Raw genomic sequence first — 14,081 nt, forward strand, 5'->3', positions numbered from 1 at the left:
CCAGTGTGGCGGGGCATTGTTGCCGGAGTATTTCGGCGTGGTTAGGGTCCGGTTAGCATTCCGGGATGCTTGCGTTTCGGGTAACGCCCGACGCCGGTACGCACCATCGGCGGCATGACTCGCCGACGGTTGGCGCGCACCTCCGCAAGCCACTGCCAGCCCGGTTGTAGCCTGATCTCGGTTCTTGAGACTCAAAGGAACCACAGACTCCGTCCCCCGGGGAGATTCAATGGTTTTTTTGCGACGTGCAATCGCGGTCTCCACAGGCTTGGTGGTTTTCGCCACCGGCCTGTTTTTCGTCCAGGCCCCTGCTACGGCAGTGCCGGAACCCACGCCCGATAATCCGAACGTACGGTTCTTCGAGGGGACACCGCATTCGGAGCACGTCTTCGAGACGCCGCCCGGTAAGGCGCCATCCAGCAGTGGCGAGATCACCGACGTCGAATCCCTTCTCGGCGAGGGCGCAGCAGCAACCGGCCCCAACGGCGATATCCGGGTTCGATTGGTCACAGCCAAACTGGCGGACAACACCAACCCGGTCTCCATGTCAGGGGCCGAGCAGACGGTCGCGGCTACCAGCAGCTATTGGAAAGCCATGACGGACAACAAGCTGTCCATGACTGTGGACAGCAAGGTCTCCGGGTTCCAATCCAAAGCCAAGTCGACCGACAGCTACAGCACCATCATGTCCACCATCACCAGCGAGTTGAAATGGACAGCCAGCCCCTACACAGCCCTGGTGATCTTCATTCCGACGTCCACGCTTTCCGGGAACGCCCTGGGCGTGGGCTACAGCAGCGGCGGCTACAGCGGGCGTGTGCTGATGCCGCAGCTCAGCAACTTCTCCAACAACGTCATGAGCCATGAGTTTGGGCACGTGATCGGGCTGATGCACGCCGATGCGTTGCAGTGCTACAGCGGCGCATCCGACGTGGGCGTGGACAGCACCGGGCGGTTCACGGACAGCTCCTGCTACATCCGTGAATATGGAGACACTACGGACCTCATGGGCGCGGCGCAGTACGCCCAGCCGGTGGTGAGTTCCAGCTTCTGGGACTACGCAGGGCTGGGCCGGGGAGACGAAATCCGGGACGTCGGAGTGGCCACGGGTGTCAAAAGCTACACGTTGAAGCCTTGGGGAGGCACCGACGCGCAGCGGGCAATCAAGTTCACGGACCCGGTGAGCAAAGAGGTGTACTACCTGGAACTCAGGCAGCCGGCGGGGTACGACAGTTATCTCGGGGAGCAGGGAAGGCCCGCCGGCAACAGGGGCGTCAAGATCGTCCAGCGCGGCGGCGCCACGATCGCCTCATCGCTGATTCTCATGCCGTCCACCATCCCGTTTTCGGATCCTTATTACGCCACGAAGCACGCCTGGCAAGCCGGCAGCACCTTCACCACGTACACGGGCACCCAGGTCACCATTAACTCCGTCTCCACAACCTCGGCGACTGTCACCATCAACGCCGATCCCAAACTCAAGGCACGCATGCGTTTCTCTGCGGGCGACTTCGACGGCGACAAACTGGCCGACGTGATCTCCCGGGAAGCTGACGGTTCGCTGCTGCTCTTCAGTGGCCTCCCCGGAAACCGGTTGGATGATCCGGTGCAGATCGGCTCGGGTTGGGGCATTTTCAATGCAGTCCTGGGAACGTCGGACTTCAACGGCGACGGCTTTGCGGACGTTCTGGCCCGCACCAGCGACGGTGCGTTGTGGCTTTATCCCGGCAACGGCAAGGGCGGTTTCCTGTCCCGGAGCCAGATCGGGTTTGGTTGGCAGGGCTTTACCCAGTTGGTCGCGGCGGGGGACTTCAACGCGGATGGCCGGAGCGATCTGATTGCCTCCAGCACGGATGGCCGCCTGTGGTTGTATCCAGGCAATGGCACAGGTGGTTTCCTCGCCCAAACGCAGATCGGCCAGGGTTGGGATTCCTTCAACAGCCTGGCAGCTTCAGGTTCGTTCGGCGGGGGCGCCCCGGGCTTGTTGGCACGCGCCAGCGACGGCACCCTCTACGTCTACCCCGGGGATGGCAAGGGCGGCTTTCTGCCGCGTGCCGCCGTCGGAACGGGTTGGAACGGGGTAGGTGACATCGTCGGCGGCAGGGACTTCACAGGCGACAAGCGCGTGGACGTCCTGACGGCAGCAGCGGGCGGGGGCATGACCCTCTACCCAGGTGACGGCATTGGCTTCGCGGATCGGCTTGCGATCGGGACCGGATGGAACCAGTTCCGTCAGGTGTGGGAAGCAGGCGATTTCGACGGCGATGCTGCCGCTGACGTCCTGGCGCGCGGAACCGACGGCGCGTTGTGGCTTTACCCGGGCAACGGATCCGGCAGCTTCCTTCCGCGCGTTCAGGTTGGGTGGGGCTGGGGCCAGTTCACGTCGGTGTTGAGTGCGGGAGATTTCGACGGCGATTCCCACCCCGATCTTGTGGCCCGGGCTTCCGATGGGACACTGTGGCTTTACCCGACCGATGGCACGGGACAGTTCCTTGCACGCAAACAGATCGGCACCGGTTGGCAAGGCTTCGAGCAGTTGCTGGCCCCGGGCGATTTCACGGGCGACGGAAAGCCGGACATCGTTGCCCAATCCGGCGATGGCGTGCTGTGGGTCTACCCAGGCAACGGCTCCGGGGGCTTCCTTGCCCGCAAGCAGATCGGCACCGGGTGGGACATGTTCAACCTGGTCCTGCAGGCCGGTGACTTCAACGGCGACGGAAGGGAAGACCTCGTAGGCCGTTCCGGTGATGGCGGACTCTGGCTCTACCCGGGGAACGGCGCTGGCGGCTTCCTTGCACGCTCATACCTCGGTTCAGGGTGGAACATGTTCTCCAGCATCGCTGCCCTCGGTAACGGGTTTACGGGTACTGGCGACCCCTCTGTGGTGGGAGTTGCCGGGGACGGAACGTTGCTGATGTACTCCGGGACGGGCGCAGGGAAGTTCAAACCGGTGGCGCTGAAACCGCGGTAGTTACTCCGTGGCACGTAACAATGGAGTATGGGAGTCCAGGAGATGGTCAATTCACATCGAACCAAATGCGGGAGCGGGGGTGTCGCATGGTGCAAATCTGGGTGCCGGATGTGAGGGCTGCCAATTTCGAGAACGAGGCGCGTAGGCAGGCTGCGGCCGTCGCTGAGGGTGATCGACGCTCGGACGATCAGGCGTTCATCGAATCCGTCTCCGCGCCTTAGGACGAATGAATCGCTGCAGCTCTGTCCCGGTTGGTCGCCAGCTGCCGGGAAACAGCGAAAGCCCGGAATGTCAGAGGACATTCCGGGCTTTTCCCTTGCTGGCGCCCAGCAAGTGGGCAGGAGTGCGGTGGCTTACTTGTGCAAGCCGAGTTCCGCCGTCGGGACCTTTGCTGACTCGCGTGCCGTCAAGGCAGAGACCGCTGCGATCACACAGATGACTGCGGTGAAGATGGAGATCTGGACCCAGCCGCCAGGCTTGGTGCCACCGAGGGCGGTGACGATGGTCGGAGCGAAGCCGGCCATGAGGAAGCCGAGCTGTGTGCCGATGGCCAGGCCGGAGAAGCGGACCTTGGTGCTGAACATTTCACCGTAGAAGGACGGCCACACGGCGTTGGCGGCGGCATATCCGAAGGAGAAGAACACCACGGAAACCAGGAACATGAGCGGGACCACTCCCGATTCCAAGGTCAGCAGGAACACCGGAGTCATGATGGCGCTGGCGATGGCGCCGTAGATGAAGACGGGCTTGCGGCCGATCTTGTCCGCGAGCATGCCGAACAGCGGTTGCGTACCGAGGGCCACAATGTTGGCCACTACAACGAGCCACAAGGTGATAGTGCCGCTGACGTGGGCCACATCCTGGGCGTACTTGATGGCCAAGGTTCCAAATACCGTACTCACGGCTGCGATGAATGCACAGCACACCACACGGAGGACGTCGCGCCAGTGCAGCTTGAGGAGGTCGGCGATGGGCAGCTTGGCGATCTGGTTGTTCTTCTTTGCCTCGGCAAATGCCGGCGGCTCGTGCAGGGTGCGTCGGATGAAGTAGGCCACGATGACCACCACGGCGCTCAGCCAGAACGGGATGCGCCAACCGATGCCGTACTTGATCTCGTCCGGGAGCGCGAGGACTGGAATGAACACCAGCGCTGCAAGGATCTGGCCACCCTGGGTGCCGGTCAACGTCCACGAGGTGAAGAACGAGCGGCGGTTGTCCGGAGCGTGCTCCAGCGTCATTGACGAGGCACCGGCCTGCTCACCGGCAGCCGAAAGGCCCTGGGCAAGGCGGGCAAGTACCAGCAGGACGGGAGCCCACCAGCCAATGGTCTTGAAGTCCGGGAGGCAGCCGATCACGAAAGTCGCGGCACCCATCAGGACCAGCGTGAACATGAGGACCTTCTGCCGGCCGATCCTGTCGCCGAAGTGGCCCAGGATGACAGCGCCCACAGGGCGGGCAACGTAGGCGAAGCCGAACGTTGCGAAGGACATGATGGATGCGTTGGTGTCCGCGTCCGGGAAGAACACGTGCGGGAAAATCAGGGCTGCGGCGGAGCCGAAGATGAAGAAGTCGTAGTACTCCACTGCGCTTCCCAGGAAGCTGGCGAGTGCCGCCTTCTTGGGAGTTCCTGCTGGGGTAACTGTGCCTGGCGTCGCTGACGGCATTGTGTGGCTCATGGGTGTTCCTTCTGTGACGACGATGTCGCGGGTCTGGCTTCTGCGGGAAGACCAGAGCGAGGTGCGGCCGGATCAATCCCAAAGTAACCACATGGTGAGAGCTACTTGTGCAATACAGCAATAGTGGCCGTGACTGGGGTCACTTGTCAAGACTTGTCCCCACTATCTAGAAATAGCTCTCACGATGTGAGAGCATCTAAGCATGAGTGTGAAAGAGGACACAAAGACCGACATGGTCGGCAAGGCCCTGAGCCTGTTGGTATTGCTGGGGAATGAGCCCAAGGGTGCGAGTGCAGCGGATCTGGCCAGGAGTGCGGGACTTCCGTTCAGCACGACCTACCGACTGCTTGGCTCGCTGACGCGCGATGGATTCGTGGACTACGAGCCGGACGGCCGTCGGTATCACCTGGGATTGCGGGTTTTCCAGCTGGGCCAGCGGGTGTCCAACCACCATGGCTTCGCGGCAACGGCTCTTCCCGTACTCCAGCGCGTCACCGAGCGGACCGAGGAGGCAACAATCCTCTCCGTGCGCGACGGAAACCATCATCTGACCGTGAACAAGGTGGACGGTCCCAAGACCTTCCGCGTCACCAGCGATCCCGGCCATCTGGGCGCGCTGCACACGACGTCCGTGGGTAAGGCGATTGTCGCTTTTGAGAACGACGCCGAACGCGAACGACTGCTCGAAGAGTTGCCTTTGGAGCCCCTCACTGAGCGCTCCATTACCGATCGGGCTGCCTTCCGGGCGGAGATTGAGCAGGTGCGCCGGCAGGGCTACGCGGTGATGGACGAAGAAAACGAGATCGGCATGCGCGCCGTCGCAGTGCCCGTCCTCAACTCCCAGGGCCACGCATTCGCCTCCCTCGCCACGGCCGTGCCGGTCTTTCGTCTCACCATGGATGAACTCATCGCCCACGTCCCCACGTTGCAGGAAGCCGCGGCGGAACTCGCGGCCCGCTTGCCCCAGCGGTAACCCAACTGGGGGACAGGACATGTCGCTATGAGCCCCCAGTGGGGCGTTATCTGTCCCCTAGTTGGGTGAGGGGAGCGCAAATGTTCGCGATAAGAACAAGCGTGCGGAATATGAACAATTGTAGTAATCTAAATAGCACCCGGACCGGCAACGCCCGAAAAGCGCCAACAGTCCGCGGTGCTGAAGTCAAAGGAGCTTTAGGATGAGCAACCGAGCCGAGTCCGTTCTGGTGGGCCTCATAGGCGAAGGCGTCATGCCCTCGCTCACGCCGCCCATGCACGAACACGAAGCCGACGTGCAGGGCCTTCGCTTGCTGTACCGCCCCATTGACCTGCTGGAACTCGCGTTGCAGGCCACCGCCGTCGGGGATCTCCTCACCGCAGCCCAGCGCATGGGCTTCAATGGCCTGAACATCACGCACCCGTGCAAGCAACTGGTACTGGAGCACCTTGACGAGATTTCCGACGACGCCCGTCGCCTGGGTGCCGTCAATACGGTCCTGATTCAAGATGGTCGGTTCATCGGCCACAACACTGACTTCTCCGGTTTCGGTTCGGCGCTCGCCGACGGACTGCCCGGGGCGAAGCTGGACCGCGTGGTCCAGTTGGGTGCGGGCGGTGCGGGATCCGCCGTCGCGTACGCGTTGCTCAAAGCCGGCGTCGGCACGCTGGACCTCGTGGACATGGACTCCACCCGTGCCGCTGAACGCGCCACGGAACTCGGCGAACTCTTCCCGTCCGCCACGGTCACGCCGCGCACTCCCGCCGAGCTGAGCGAGATCATGCCGCTCGCCGATGGCCTGGTGCACTGCACCCCTATCGGCATGGCCGCCCATCCGGGAGTGCCGCTGAACATCGACCTCCTGGAACCGCGCCACTGGGTTGCCGACATCGTCTACCGGCCGATCGACACACGTCTGGTCCGCGAGGCGCGCGCCAAGGGTTGCGACGTCCTCGACGGCGGCAGGATGGCGGTCGGTCAGGCGGCCGACGCTTTCCAGCTCTTCACCGGACGCGACGCCGACCGCGACCGCATGCGGGCACACTTCCTGGAGCTGATCGCCGTGGAAGATGCCGCAGCCTCACTGGCCCCTGAGCTGACGAAGGCGGGTCACTGATGCGCACCGGAATCGCCACTGTCTGCCTGTCCGGCACCCTGAAAGAGAAGATGCAGGCCTGCGCTATAGCGGGCTTTGACGGCATCGAAATCTTCGAGCAGGATCTCGTCACCTCGCCGCTCAGCCCCGATGATGTGCGGAAAATGGCCGCCGATCTCGGTCTGGGTCTGGACCTCTACCAGCCGTTCCGCGATTTCGACGGCGTCACCCCGGACCTGCTCAAGGCCAACCTCCGCAGGGCCGAAGCGAAATTTAATCTGATGGAACGCCTCGGCATGGACACCATCCTTGTCTGCTCCAACGTGGCCACGGCAACCATCGACGACGACGAACTTCGCGCCTCCCAACTGGCAGAGCTTGCTGAACTGGCCGGGGACCACGGCGTCAAGGTTGCCTACGAAGCGTTGGCCTGGGGCAAATACGTCAACGATTATGAGCACGCGTATCGCTTGGTCGAGATGGTGGACCACCCGAACCTCGGAACGTGCCTGGACTCCTTCCACATCCTTTCCCGCGACTGGGATACCGCGCCGATCGAGAAGATCAACGCGGACAAGATCTTTTTCGTCCAGGTTGCCGATGCCCCCAAGCTCTCCATGGACGTCCTCTCCTGGAGCCGCCACTACCGGGTGTTCCCCGGCGAGGGCCAGTTCGAGCTCGCCAAGTTCATGGGCCACGTGGTCCGCGCCGGCTATACGGGTCCGGTTTCGCTGGAAGTTTTCAACGATGTCTTCCGCCAGTCGGACGTCGAACGGACAGCCGTCGACGCCATGCGCTCCCTGATCTGGCTGGAGGAGCAGAGTGCCAAGTGGCTCGAAAGTACCTCCGCGGACTCCGCAAGCAGCAACGGAAGCGCCCCCGCCGTCGTTATCCCATGGAACTGGCCACGCTGCCCAAGGTGAACGAACCCGCCGGCTTCAACTTCGCCGAGGTCAAGGCCGACGACACCGCCCAGCTGGAGAAACTCCTTGGCCAGCTAGGCTTCGAGTTCGAGGGCCGCCACCGCACCAAGGACGTCCAGCTCTGGACCATGGGCCAGGCGCGCGTGATCATCAACGAGCAAGCGGCACAACACGCCGAACCGGCTATTGCCGCTCTAGGATTCGACGTCGACTCTCCCGTGATTGCCTCCGCTCGCGCCCAGCAACTCAAGGCGCCGGTGGTTGCCCGCAAGGTCCAAGCCGATGAGGAAGTGTTCCAAGGCATCTCCGCCCCGGACTCCACCGAAATCTTCCTGTGCCAGGGGAGCCCGGACGGAACCGCCGCGTGGACGCACGAGTTTGGCGAGGGGCTGGAACACGTCTCCGGCGTGCAAAACGCCGTGATTGACCACGTGAACCTCGCCCAGCCGTGGCAGCACTTCGACGAAGCTGTCCTCTTCTACACAAGCGCCCTGGCCCTTGAACCGCAGCCGTTCGCCGAAGTCCCGAGCCCCAGCGGCCTCGTTCGCTCGCAGGTCATGGAGACCTCGGACGGCTCAGTCAGGCTGGTGCTGAACCTGGCACCGGCACAGCAAGCGCAGACTGCCCGCAAAACATACCAGGAACACATCGCGTTCGCCGTGGACGACCTCGTGGGTACAGCCCGGGCGGCCCGCGATCGGGGCCTCGAGTTCCTGCAGATCCCCGCCAACTATTACGAAGACCTGGACGCGCGGTTCGATCTTGAACCGGATTTCCTCGCCACCCTCAAGGAGCTCAATCTCCTGTACGACCGCGACGCCAACGGCGAATTCCTCCACTTCTACACCGCCACGGTTGGCAGCGTGTTCTTCGAAATGGTGGAACGCCGCGGCAACTACGACGGCTACGGAGCGCCCAATGCGCCGGTGCGCCACGCCGTCCAATACGACTCGCTGCACCGCATTTAGACCCATAACGAAGCAATCAACCGAAAGGAGCCGGCCGTGCCACAAGAACAGACAGCACAAGTCAACTCTGCACAGGTCAACTCTGCACAGGCGCTCGAATCCGAGGAGCTTGTGCCTCCCGCTGAGGCACATGCAGCGCATGATTCCAAGAAAGTGGAAACCCAGGCGGATCTCAGTGCTGAGATGAAGGGCATCGGGGACCGCTATGCGGAGGCACTCAAGAACGGCAAGGCGCCGGAGACCATGCCCCGGCTGGACTACGCTCCGTACCGCAGCAGCATCCTGCGCCACCCGACCAAGAGCCTGCACCACGCGGACCCGGAGACGATCGAGCTATTCTCGCCCGCGTTCGGCCACCAGGACGTGCACGCGCTGGAATCGGACCTGACCATCCAGCACAACGGTGAGCCGCAAGGTGAGCGCATCATCGTTGGTGGCCGCGTTCTTGATGGCGACGGCCGCCCGGTTGCGGGCCAGCTCGTGGAAATCTGGCAGGCCAACGCAGCCGGCCGCTACATCCACAAGCGCGACCAGCACCCCGCACCGCTGGACCCGAACTTCACCGGCGTCGGCCGCTGCATCACCGGTGACGACGGCTCATACAGCTTCACCACCATCAAACCCGGCGCGTACCCGTGGAAGAACCACCTGAACGCCTGGCGCCCGGCCCACATCCACTTCTCCATGTTCGGCTCGGAGTTCACGCAGCGCATCGTCACCCAGATGTACTTCCCGGGCGATCAGCTCTTCCCGCTGGACCCCATCTACCAGTCCATCGTGGACCAGGACGCCCGCGACCGCCTGGTGGCTGAGTACGACCACGAGCTGACGAGCCCCGAATGGGCCCTTGGCTACAAGTGGGACATCATCCTGACCGGCTCCAAGCGGACTTGGACAGAGAACGAAGCATTCGGCGACGCCGGGGACGAGGAGTAAGCACATGAGCAAGCTGACACCCACACCGGGCCAGACGGTCGGACCCTTCTACGGTTACGCCCTCCCGTTTAACAAGGACAACGAACTCCTCGCCCCGGGCAGCCCGGGAAGCATCCGCCTCCAAGGCGCGGTCTACGACGGCGCCGGCAACACCATCCCGGACGCCATCCTTGAAATTTGGCAGCCGGACTCCGAGGGCAACATCGTCCAGCGCACCGGCTCCCTGGTCCGCGATGGCTACACCTTCACCGGCTGGGGCCGCGGCTCCGTGGGCAACTCCGGCGTTTACACGTTCACTACCGTCAACCCCGGACCCACCTCGCCGGGTTCGGCCCCGTTCATCTCCGTGGCGGTCTTTGCCCGCGGCCTCATGAACCGCCTTTTCACCCGCGTGTATCTTCCGGAAAATGAGGAAGCGCTGGCCAACGATCCGCTCCTTAGCTCCCTGGATCCCGAGCGTCGCAGGACCCTGATCGCCCGTCGCGACCCCGATGGCGGCCTCACCTGGAACATCCGACTGCAGGGCGGCGACGAAACCGTTTTCCTGGATTTCCAGCAGGACGGTTCGCTGGAAACCAGCGTCAACGCGGACTCACAGCCATGACCGACGGCGACTTCGGCCTCCTTAGCCCCGTTTCGGCGTCGCCCGCTGTTGTGGCATTTACGGGCGATCGTGCCGTGATCGCGGCGATCCTCGACGTCGAAGCCGCCTGGGCTGTCGTCCTCGAGGAGGCGGGGCTCGTCCCCGCCGGTTCCGCCGCCGTGGTGGGCGAAGCCGCCGATGCCGGCTCTTACGACGTCGTTTCTGTGGCGGAACGTAGCCAGGGCGGGGGCAACCCTGTGATTCCCTTGCTCGGCGACCTCCGGGCACGAGTGAAGTCCGTGGACTCGGGTGCGGCTTCCGCTGTCCACACCTCCCTCACCAGCCAGGACGTCCTCGACTCCGCCCTCATTCTGCTCGCCAGCCGCACCATTTCTTCACTGCTCGCTGACGTGAAACGCACGACGACGGCGCTCGCCACCTTGGCGGAACAGCATGCGGAGACCCTTTGCGTGGGCAGGAGCCTGACGCAGCACGCGCTGCCATATACGTTCGGGCTCAAGGCCGGGCAGTGGTTCCACGGTGTGGCCGCTGCGGCTGCCCGGTTGGAAGGGCTCGACCTGCCCATCCAGTTTGGCGGGGCTGGCGGAACCTTGGCGTCGGCAACCAAACTGACTGCTTCCTCGCAGAGCACTCCTTTTGATCTGGCCGATTCTTTGGCCTCGAAGCTTGGCCTCGCATCCGCGCCTGCTCCTTGGCACACGAATCGCCTGGCCGTCACGTCCCTGGGCGATGGACTTGCTGCCCTGATTGATTCCTTCGGCAAAATCGCTGCGGACCTGCTGTTCCTGAGCCGGCCGGAAGTTGCCGAGCTTGGTGAACCATTGGCTGCCGGACGCGGGGTTTCCTCGGCCATGCCACAGAAGCAGAACCCTGTGTTGTCAGTACTCATCCGCAGCGCGGCGCTGCAGGCACCCGGCCTCGCGTCGCAGCTGCACCTCGCGGCGGCCACCTTCAACGACGAGCGCCCGGACGGCGCCTGGCACAGCGAATGGCCTGCCCTGCGCCAGCTGCTCGCCCTGGCCTTGGGCTCCGCTGGACATCTCCGTGAACTCATGGAAGGTCTTCGTGTCTTCCCGGACGCGATGCGCCGGAACCTCGAGATTTCGGGACCGCTGCTGCTCAGCGAAGGTGCGATGGCCGCCGTCGTGCCTCTCCTGGGTCCGGACGGAAAACAAAAGCTGCAGAACGTCGTCGATGAAACGCTCAAGGCGCCCGCGGCCGAGCAGACGCGGATCTACACCAAGCTGCTGCGCGAGGCTGTCCCTGCGGACAAGCTCAGTGACGTCGAACTCGAGGCACTCCTGGATCCCGCGAGCTACCTCGGTGAAGCCGCCGAGATCACGCGCCGGGTCCTTGCCGCCTATCCGGGGTTCGCAGGAATCTCAACGAAGGGAGCCACCCGTGGCTAAGCCAACCGTCAAGGCCGTTCTGCTGTCCCCACAGCGCGAACTCGGAACGAAGCCGCTCCTTGTGGTCGGCCCATCGTTGGGCACCTCCACCGTGCTCTGGACCGAAACGGCAGCGCTGCTTGGCGACGAGTACGACGTCATCGGCTGGGATCTCCCCGGCCACGGCATCTCGCCGGCCGCCACCGAAGGTTTCGATATCGCGGAACTGGCGGACGCTGTGGTCGACCTTGTTGACCTTGTGAGCCCGGGCGCGACCTTCCACTACGCGGGCGTCTCGCTGGGCGGCGCCATCGGCCTGCAACTCGGCATCAAGCATGGCGACCGCCTCCGCAGCCTGTCCGTGCAGTGCAGCGGCGCCAAGCTCGGCACTCCTGAAGGCTGGCTGGAGCGCGCCGAAACCGTACGCAAACTGGGAACAGCTGTGATGATCCAGGGCTCCGCCGAGCGTTGGTTCGGTCCCGGCTTCATGGACCGCCAGCCGGAAATCAGCAGCCGCCTCCTGCACTCACTCCGTGACGCCGACCGCTTCAGCTACTCGTTCTGCTGCGAAGCCCTCGCCGGATTCGACGTCCGCGAGCAGCTCGGCAGCATCACCGTTCCCACCCAGGCGATTGCCGGCGTCGAGGATTCCGTGGCACCGCCATCACTGGCCGAAGCTGTTGTTTCCGGTATCACCGCGGGCGGCGGTACCGCTCAGGCGGTGGCGCTCGACGGCGTCGCGCACCTCGCGCCAGCGGAGGCGCCTGCGGTTGTGGCCGGGTTGATGCGGACCTTTATGAAGGAGAACGGACGATGACCTCTTTGTCTCCCGAGCGGAATGGTGCTGTCCAGCCGGACGCCACCGCGCAGGACATTTACGACGCCGGCATGGCGGTACGTCGCGAAGTGCTCGGCAATGAGCACGTGGACCGCGCGAACGGCACCATGGACTCCTTCACCGAGGACTATCAGGACATGATCACCAGGATCGCGTGGGGTGGCATCTGGACGCGGCCCGGTCTTAGCCGGCAAATGCGCTCCGCCGTCACCCTCACGGCACTGGTGGCGCACGGCCACTGGGAGGAGCTCGGGATGCACATCCGGGCGGCCCTCAACAACGGCCTGAGCAGGGACGAGATCAAGGAAATCCTGCTGCAGACCGCAATCTATTGCAGTGTTCCCTCGGCCAACTCGGCCTTCAAGACGGCGCAGAAAGTATTCGCCGAGATCGACACCAACGAACCCAACTAGGGGACAGCACATGTCCCATTGAAGGCTCACAGCGACGTTTACTGTCCCCTAGTTGGGCAGAAAGAAACAAAGGAATCCCCATGAACCAGGCTTACGTGTACGACGCCGTACGCACACCTTTTGGCAAGTTCGGCTCCGGACTTGCTGCTGTCCGTCCCGATGACCTTGCTGCCCACGTGGTCCGCGAGTCCGTAAAGAGGGCTCCTGGGCTGGATGTTGAACGGATCGACGAAGTGGTGTTTGGCAACGCCAACGGTGCCGGCGAGGAAAACCGCAACGTGGCCCGGATGGCGACCTTGCTGGCAGGATTGCCCGTGTCGATTCCCGGGACAACGGTCAACCGTCTCTGTGGTTCGTCGTTGGATGCGGCGATTATTGCGTCCCGCCAGATCAATGCCGGCGACGCCGAACTCATCCTCGTGGGCGGGGCAGAGTCCATGTCCCGTGCGCCGTGGGTCCTGCCGAAGACCTCCAAGCCCTACCCGGCCGGTGATATGACGCTCGCGTCCACCACGCTCGGCTGGCGCCTGGTGAACCCGGCCATGAACAAGGACTGGACCATCTCACTGGGCGAAGCCACCGAACGGCTGCGCGAGAAGTACGGGATCACCCGGGAGCGTCAGGACCAGTTCGCTGCAGACTCGCACAACCGCGCCGATGCCGCGTGGAACGAAGGCTTCTACGACAACCTTGTTTCGCAGGTTCCGGGCACTGACTTGGTCCGTGACGAGGGCATCCGAGCCGGTTCATCCGCGGAGAAGCTTGCTGGTTTGAAGACCGTTTTCCGTCCCGAGGCTGACGGGCCCGACGGCGGTACGGTCACCGCCGGGAACGCCTCGCCTTTGAATGATGGAGCTTCGGCTGCGTGGATCGGTTCGGAAGCAGCTTCCTCGATCCTCGGCATGGAGCCGCTGGCCCGTATCGCCGGCCGTGGTGCTCATGGCAACGATCCCCAGTTCTTCGGGTTCGCTCCAGTGGAGGCGGCGAACAAGGCCCTCGCGAAGGCGGGTATCGGCTGGGACCGGGTTGGCGCCGTCGAACTTAACGAAGCGTTCGCCGCGCAGTCGCTGGCGTGCGTTGACGCGTGGGGGATCGACCCCGGAATCGTGAACCAGCATGGCGGGGCAATTGCGATGGGCCACCCACTGGGTGCCTCCGGCACCCGCCTCCTCGGCACGCTCGCCCGTTCCCTCCAGGCCTCCGGACAGCGCTGGGGAGTCGCGGCGATCTGCATCGGGGTTGGGCAGGGCCTGGCTGTGGTGCTGGAAAACGTTTCTGCGGGCGTATCGGAATAG

At 63.8% G+C, this 14,081-nt stretch carries 11 protein-coding genes and 1 pseudogene; 11 read left to right on the forward strand and 1 reads right to left on the reverse strand.

All coding sequences use genetic code 11. From position 1 onward, the window contains the following. Window positions 1-229: 229 nt before the first annotated feature. Both ACTAQJ_RS17505 and ACTAQJ_RS17510 read left to right on the forward strand, forming a co-directional pair. Window positions 230-2,971 (forward strand): FG-GAP repeat domain-containing protein, encoded by a 2,742-nt coding sequence (locus tag ACTAQJ_RS17505; protein WP_498697988.1) that lies wholly within the window; start codon window positions 230-232, stop codon window positions 2,969-2,971. Window positions 2,972-3,057: 86 nt separating this feature from the next. After that, window positions 3,058-3,192 carry an antitoxin MazE-like protein gene (locus ACTAQJ_RS17510; protein WP_498697990.1) on the forward strand — a complete coding sequence of 45 codons (135 nt, stop codon included), beginning with the start codon at window positions 3,058-3,060 and terminating at the stop codon, window positions 3,190-3,192. A gap of 132 nt (window positions 3,193-3,324) precedes the next feature. Here ACTAQJ_RS17510 and ACTAQJ_RS17515 read toward each other — a convergent pair whose 3' ends face one another. Continuing rightward, complete coding sequence (locus ACTAQJ_RS17515; protein WP_498697994.1) at window positions 3,325-4,647, reverse strand: MFS transporter; 1,323 nt, start codon at window positions 4,645-4,647, stop codon at window positions 3,325-3,327. Between the two features lie 202 nt (window positions 4,648-4,849). On the opposite strand from ACTAQJ_RS17515, the gene ACTAQJ_RS17520 reads away from it, so the two are divergent. The 9 genes and pseudogenes from ACTAQJ_RS17520 to ACTAQJ_RS17560 all read left to right on the forward strand — a co-directional run bounded on the left by ACTAQJ_RS17520 (window position 4,850) and on the right by ACTAQJ_RS17560 (window position 14,081). Next, the gene (locus tag ACTAQJ_RS17520; RefSeq protein WP_498697996.1) at window positions 4,850-5,620 is read left to right on the forward strand and encodes an IclR family transcriptional regulator; all 771 of its coding nucleotides are present in this window, start codon (window positions 4,850-4,852) and stop codon (window positions 5,618-5,620) included. A gap of 202 nt (window positions 5,621-5,822) precedes the next feature. Next, window positions 5,823-6,737, forward strand: a complete 915-nt coding sequence (locus tag ACTAQJ_RS17525) for a shikimate dehydrogenase (protein ID WP_498697998.1) — start codon at window positions 5,823-5,825, stop codon at window positions 6,735-6,737. After that, a pseudogene (locus tag ACTAQJ_RS17530) lies at window positions 6,737-8,607 on the forward strand (bifunctional sugar phosphate isomerase/epimerase/4-hydroxyphenylpyruvate dioxygenase family protein). Before ACTAQJ_RS17525 ends, ACTAQJ_RS17530 begins: the two are co-directional and overlap by 1 nt. Window positions 8,608-8,643: 36 nt before the next feature. Beyond that, window positions 8,644-9,543: a protocatechuate 3,4-dioxygenase subunit beta gene (gene pcaH / locus ACTAQJ_RS17535; protein WP_498698002.1), complete on the forward strand. Its 900-nt coding sequence runs from the start codon at window positions 8,644-8,646 to the stop codon at window positions 9,541-9,543. Between the two features lie 4 nt (window positions 9,544-9,547). Continuing rightward, a complete protein-coding gene (gene pcaG / locus ACTAQJ_RS17540) occupies window positions 9,548-10,147 on the forward strand; it encodes a protocatechuate 3,4-dioxygenase subunit alpha (RefSeq protein ID WP_498698004.1) in 600 nt (199 codons plus the stop codon). Further along, entirely contained in the window at window positions 10,144-11,556 is a 1,413-nt protein-coding gene (locus ACTAQJ_RS17545; protein WP_498698006.1) for a class-II fumarase/aspartase family protein, read from the forward strand. The genes pcaG and ACTAQJ_RS17545 overlap by 4 nt, the downstream gene beginning before the upstream one ends. Beyond that, the gene (locus ACTAQJ_RS17550) at window positions 11,549-12,352 is read left to right on the forward strand and encodes an alpha/beta fold hydrolase (RefSeq protein WP_498698007.1); all 804 of its coding nucleotides are present in this window, start codon (window positions 11,549-11,551) and stop codon (window positions 12,350-12,352) included. The genes ACTAQJ_RS17545 and ACTAQJ_RS17550 overlap by 8 nt, the downstream gene beginning before the upstream one ends. Continuing rightward, complete coding sequence (pcaC, locus tag ACTAQJ_RS17555) at window positions 12,349-12,786, forward strand: 4-carboxymuconolactone decarboxylase (protein WP_498698009.1); 438 nt, start codon at window positions 12,349-12,351, stop codon at window positions 12,784-12,786. The genes ACTAQJ_RS17550 and pcaC overlap by 4 nt, the downstream gene beginning before the upstream one ends. Window positions 12,787-12,866: 80 nt before the next feature. Further along, a complete protein-coding gene (locus ACTAQJ_RS17560) occupies window positions 12,867-14,081 on the forward strand; it encodes a thiolase family protein (protein ID WP_498698011.1) in 1,215 nt (404 codons plus the stop codon).

The sequence above is a fragment of the Arthrobacter sp. alpha11c genome (assembly GCF_054149985.1).

Coding starts and splice junctions, on each gene's coding strand:
- ACTAQJ_RS17505 (WP_498697988.1), top strand. CDS start 230: ATGGTTTTTTTGCGACGTGCAATCGCGGTCTCCACAGGCTTGGTGGTT.
- pcaG (WP_498698004.1), top strand. CDS start 9,548: ATGAGCAAGCTGACACCCACACCGGGCCAGACGGTCGGACCCTTCTAC.
- ACTAQJ_RS17520 (WP_498697996.1), top strand. CDS start 4,850: ATGAGTGTGAAAGAGGACACAAAGACCGACATGGTCGGCAAGGCCCTG.
- ACTAQJ_RS17545 (WP_498698006.1), top strand. CDS start 10,144: ATGACCGACGGCGACTTCGGCCTCCTTAGCCCCGTTTCGGCGTCGCCC.
- pcaC (WP_498698009.1), top strand. CDS start 12,349: ATGACCTCTTTGTCTCCCGAGCGGAATGGTGCTGTCCAGCCGGACGCC.
- ACTAQJ_RS17525 (WP_498697998.1), top strand. CDS start 5,823: ATGAGCAACCGAGCCGAGTCCGTTCTGGTGGGCCTCATAGGCGAAGGC.
- ACTAQJ_RS17560 (WP_498698011.1), top strand. CDS start 12,867: ATGAACCAGGCTTACGTGTACGACGCCGTACGCACACCTTTTGGCAAG.
- ACTAQJ_RS17515 (WP_498697994.1), bottom strand. CDS start 4,647: ATGAGCCACACAATGCCGTCAGCGACGCCAGGCACAGTTACCCCAGCA.
- ACTAQJ_RS17510 (WP_498697990.1), top strand. CDS start 3,058: ATGGTGCAAATCTGGGTGCCGGATGTGAGGGCTGCCAATTTCGAGAAC.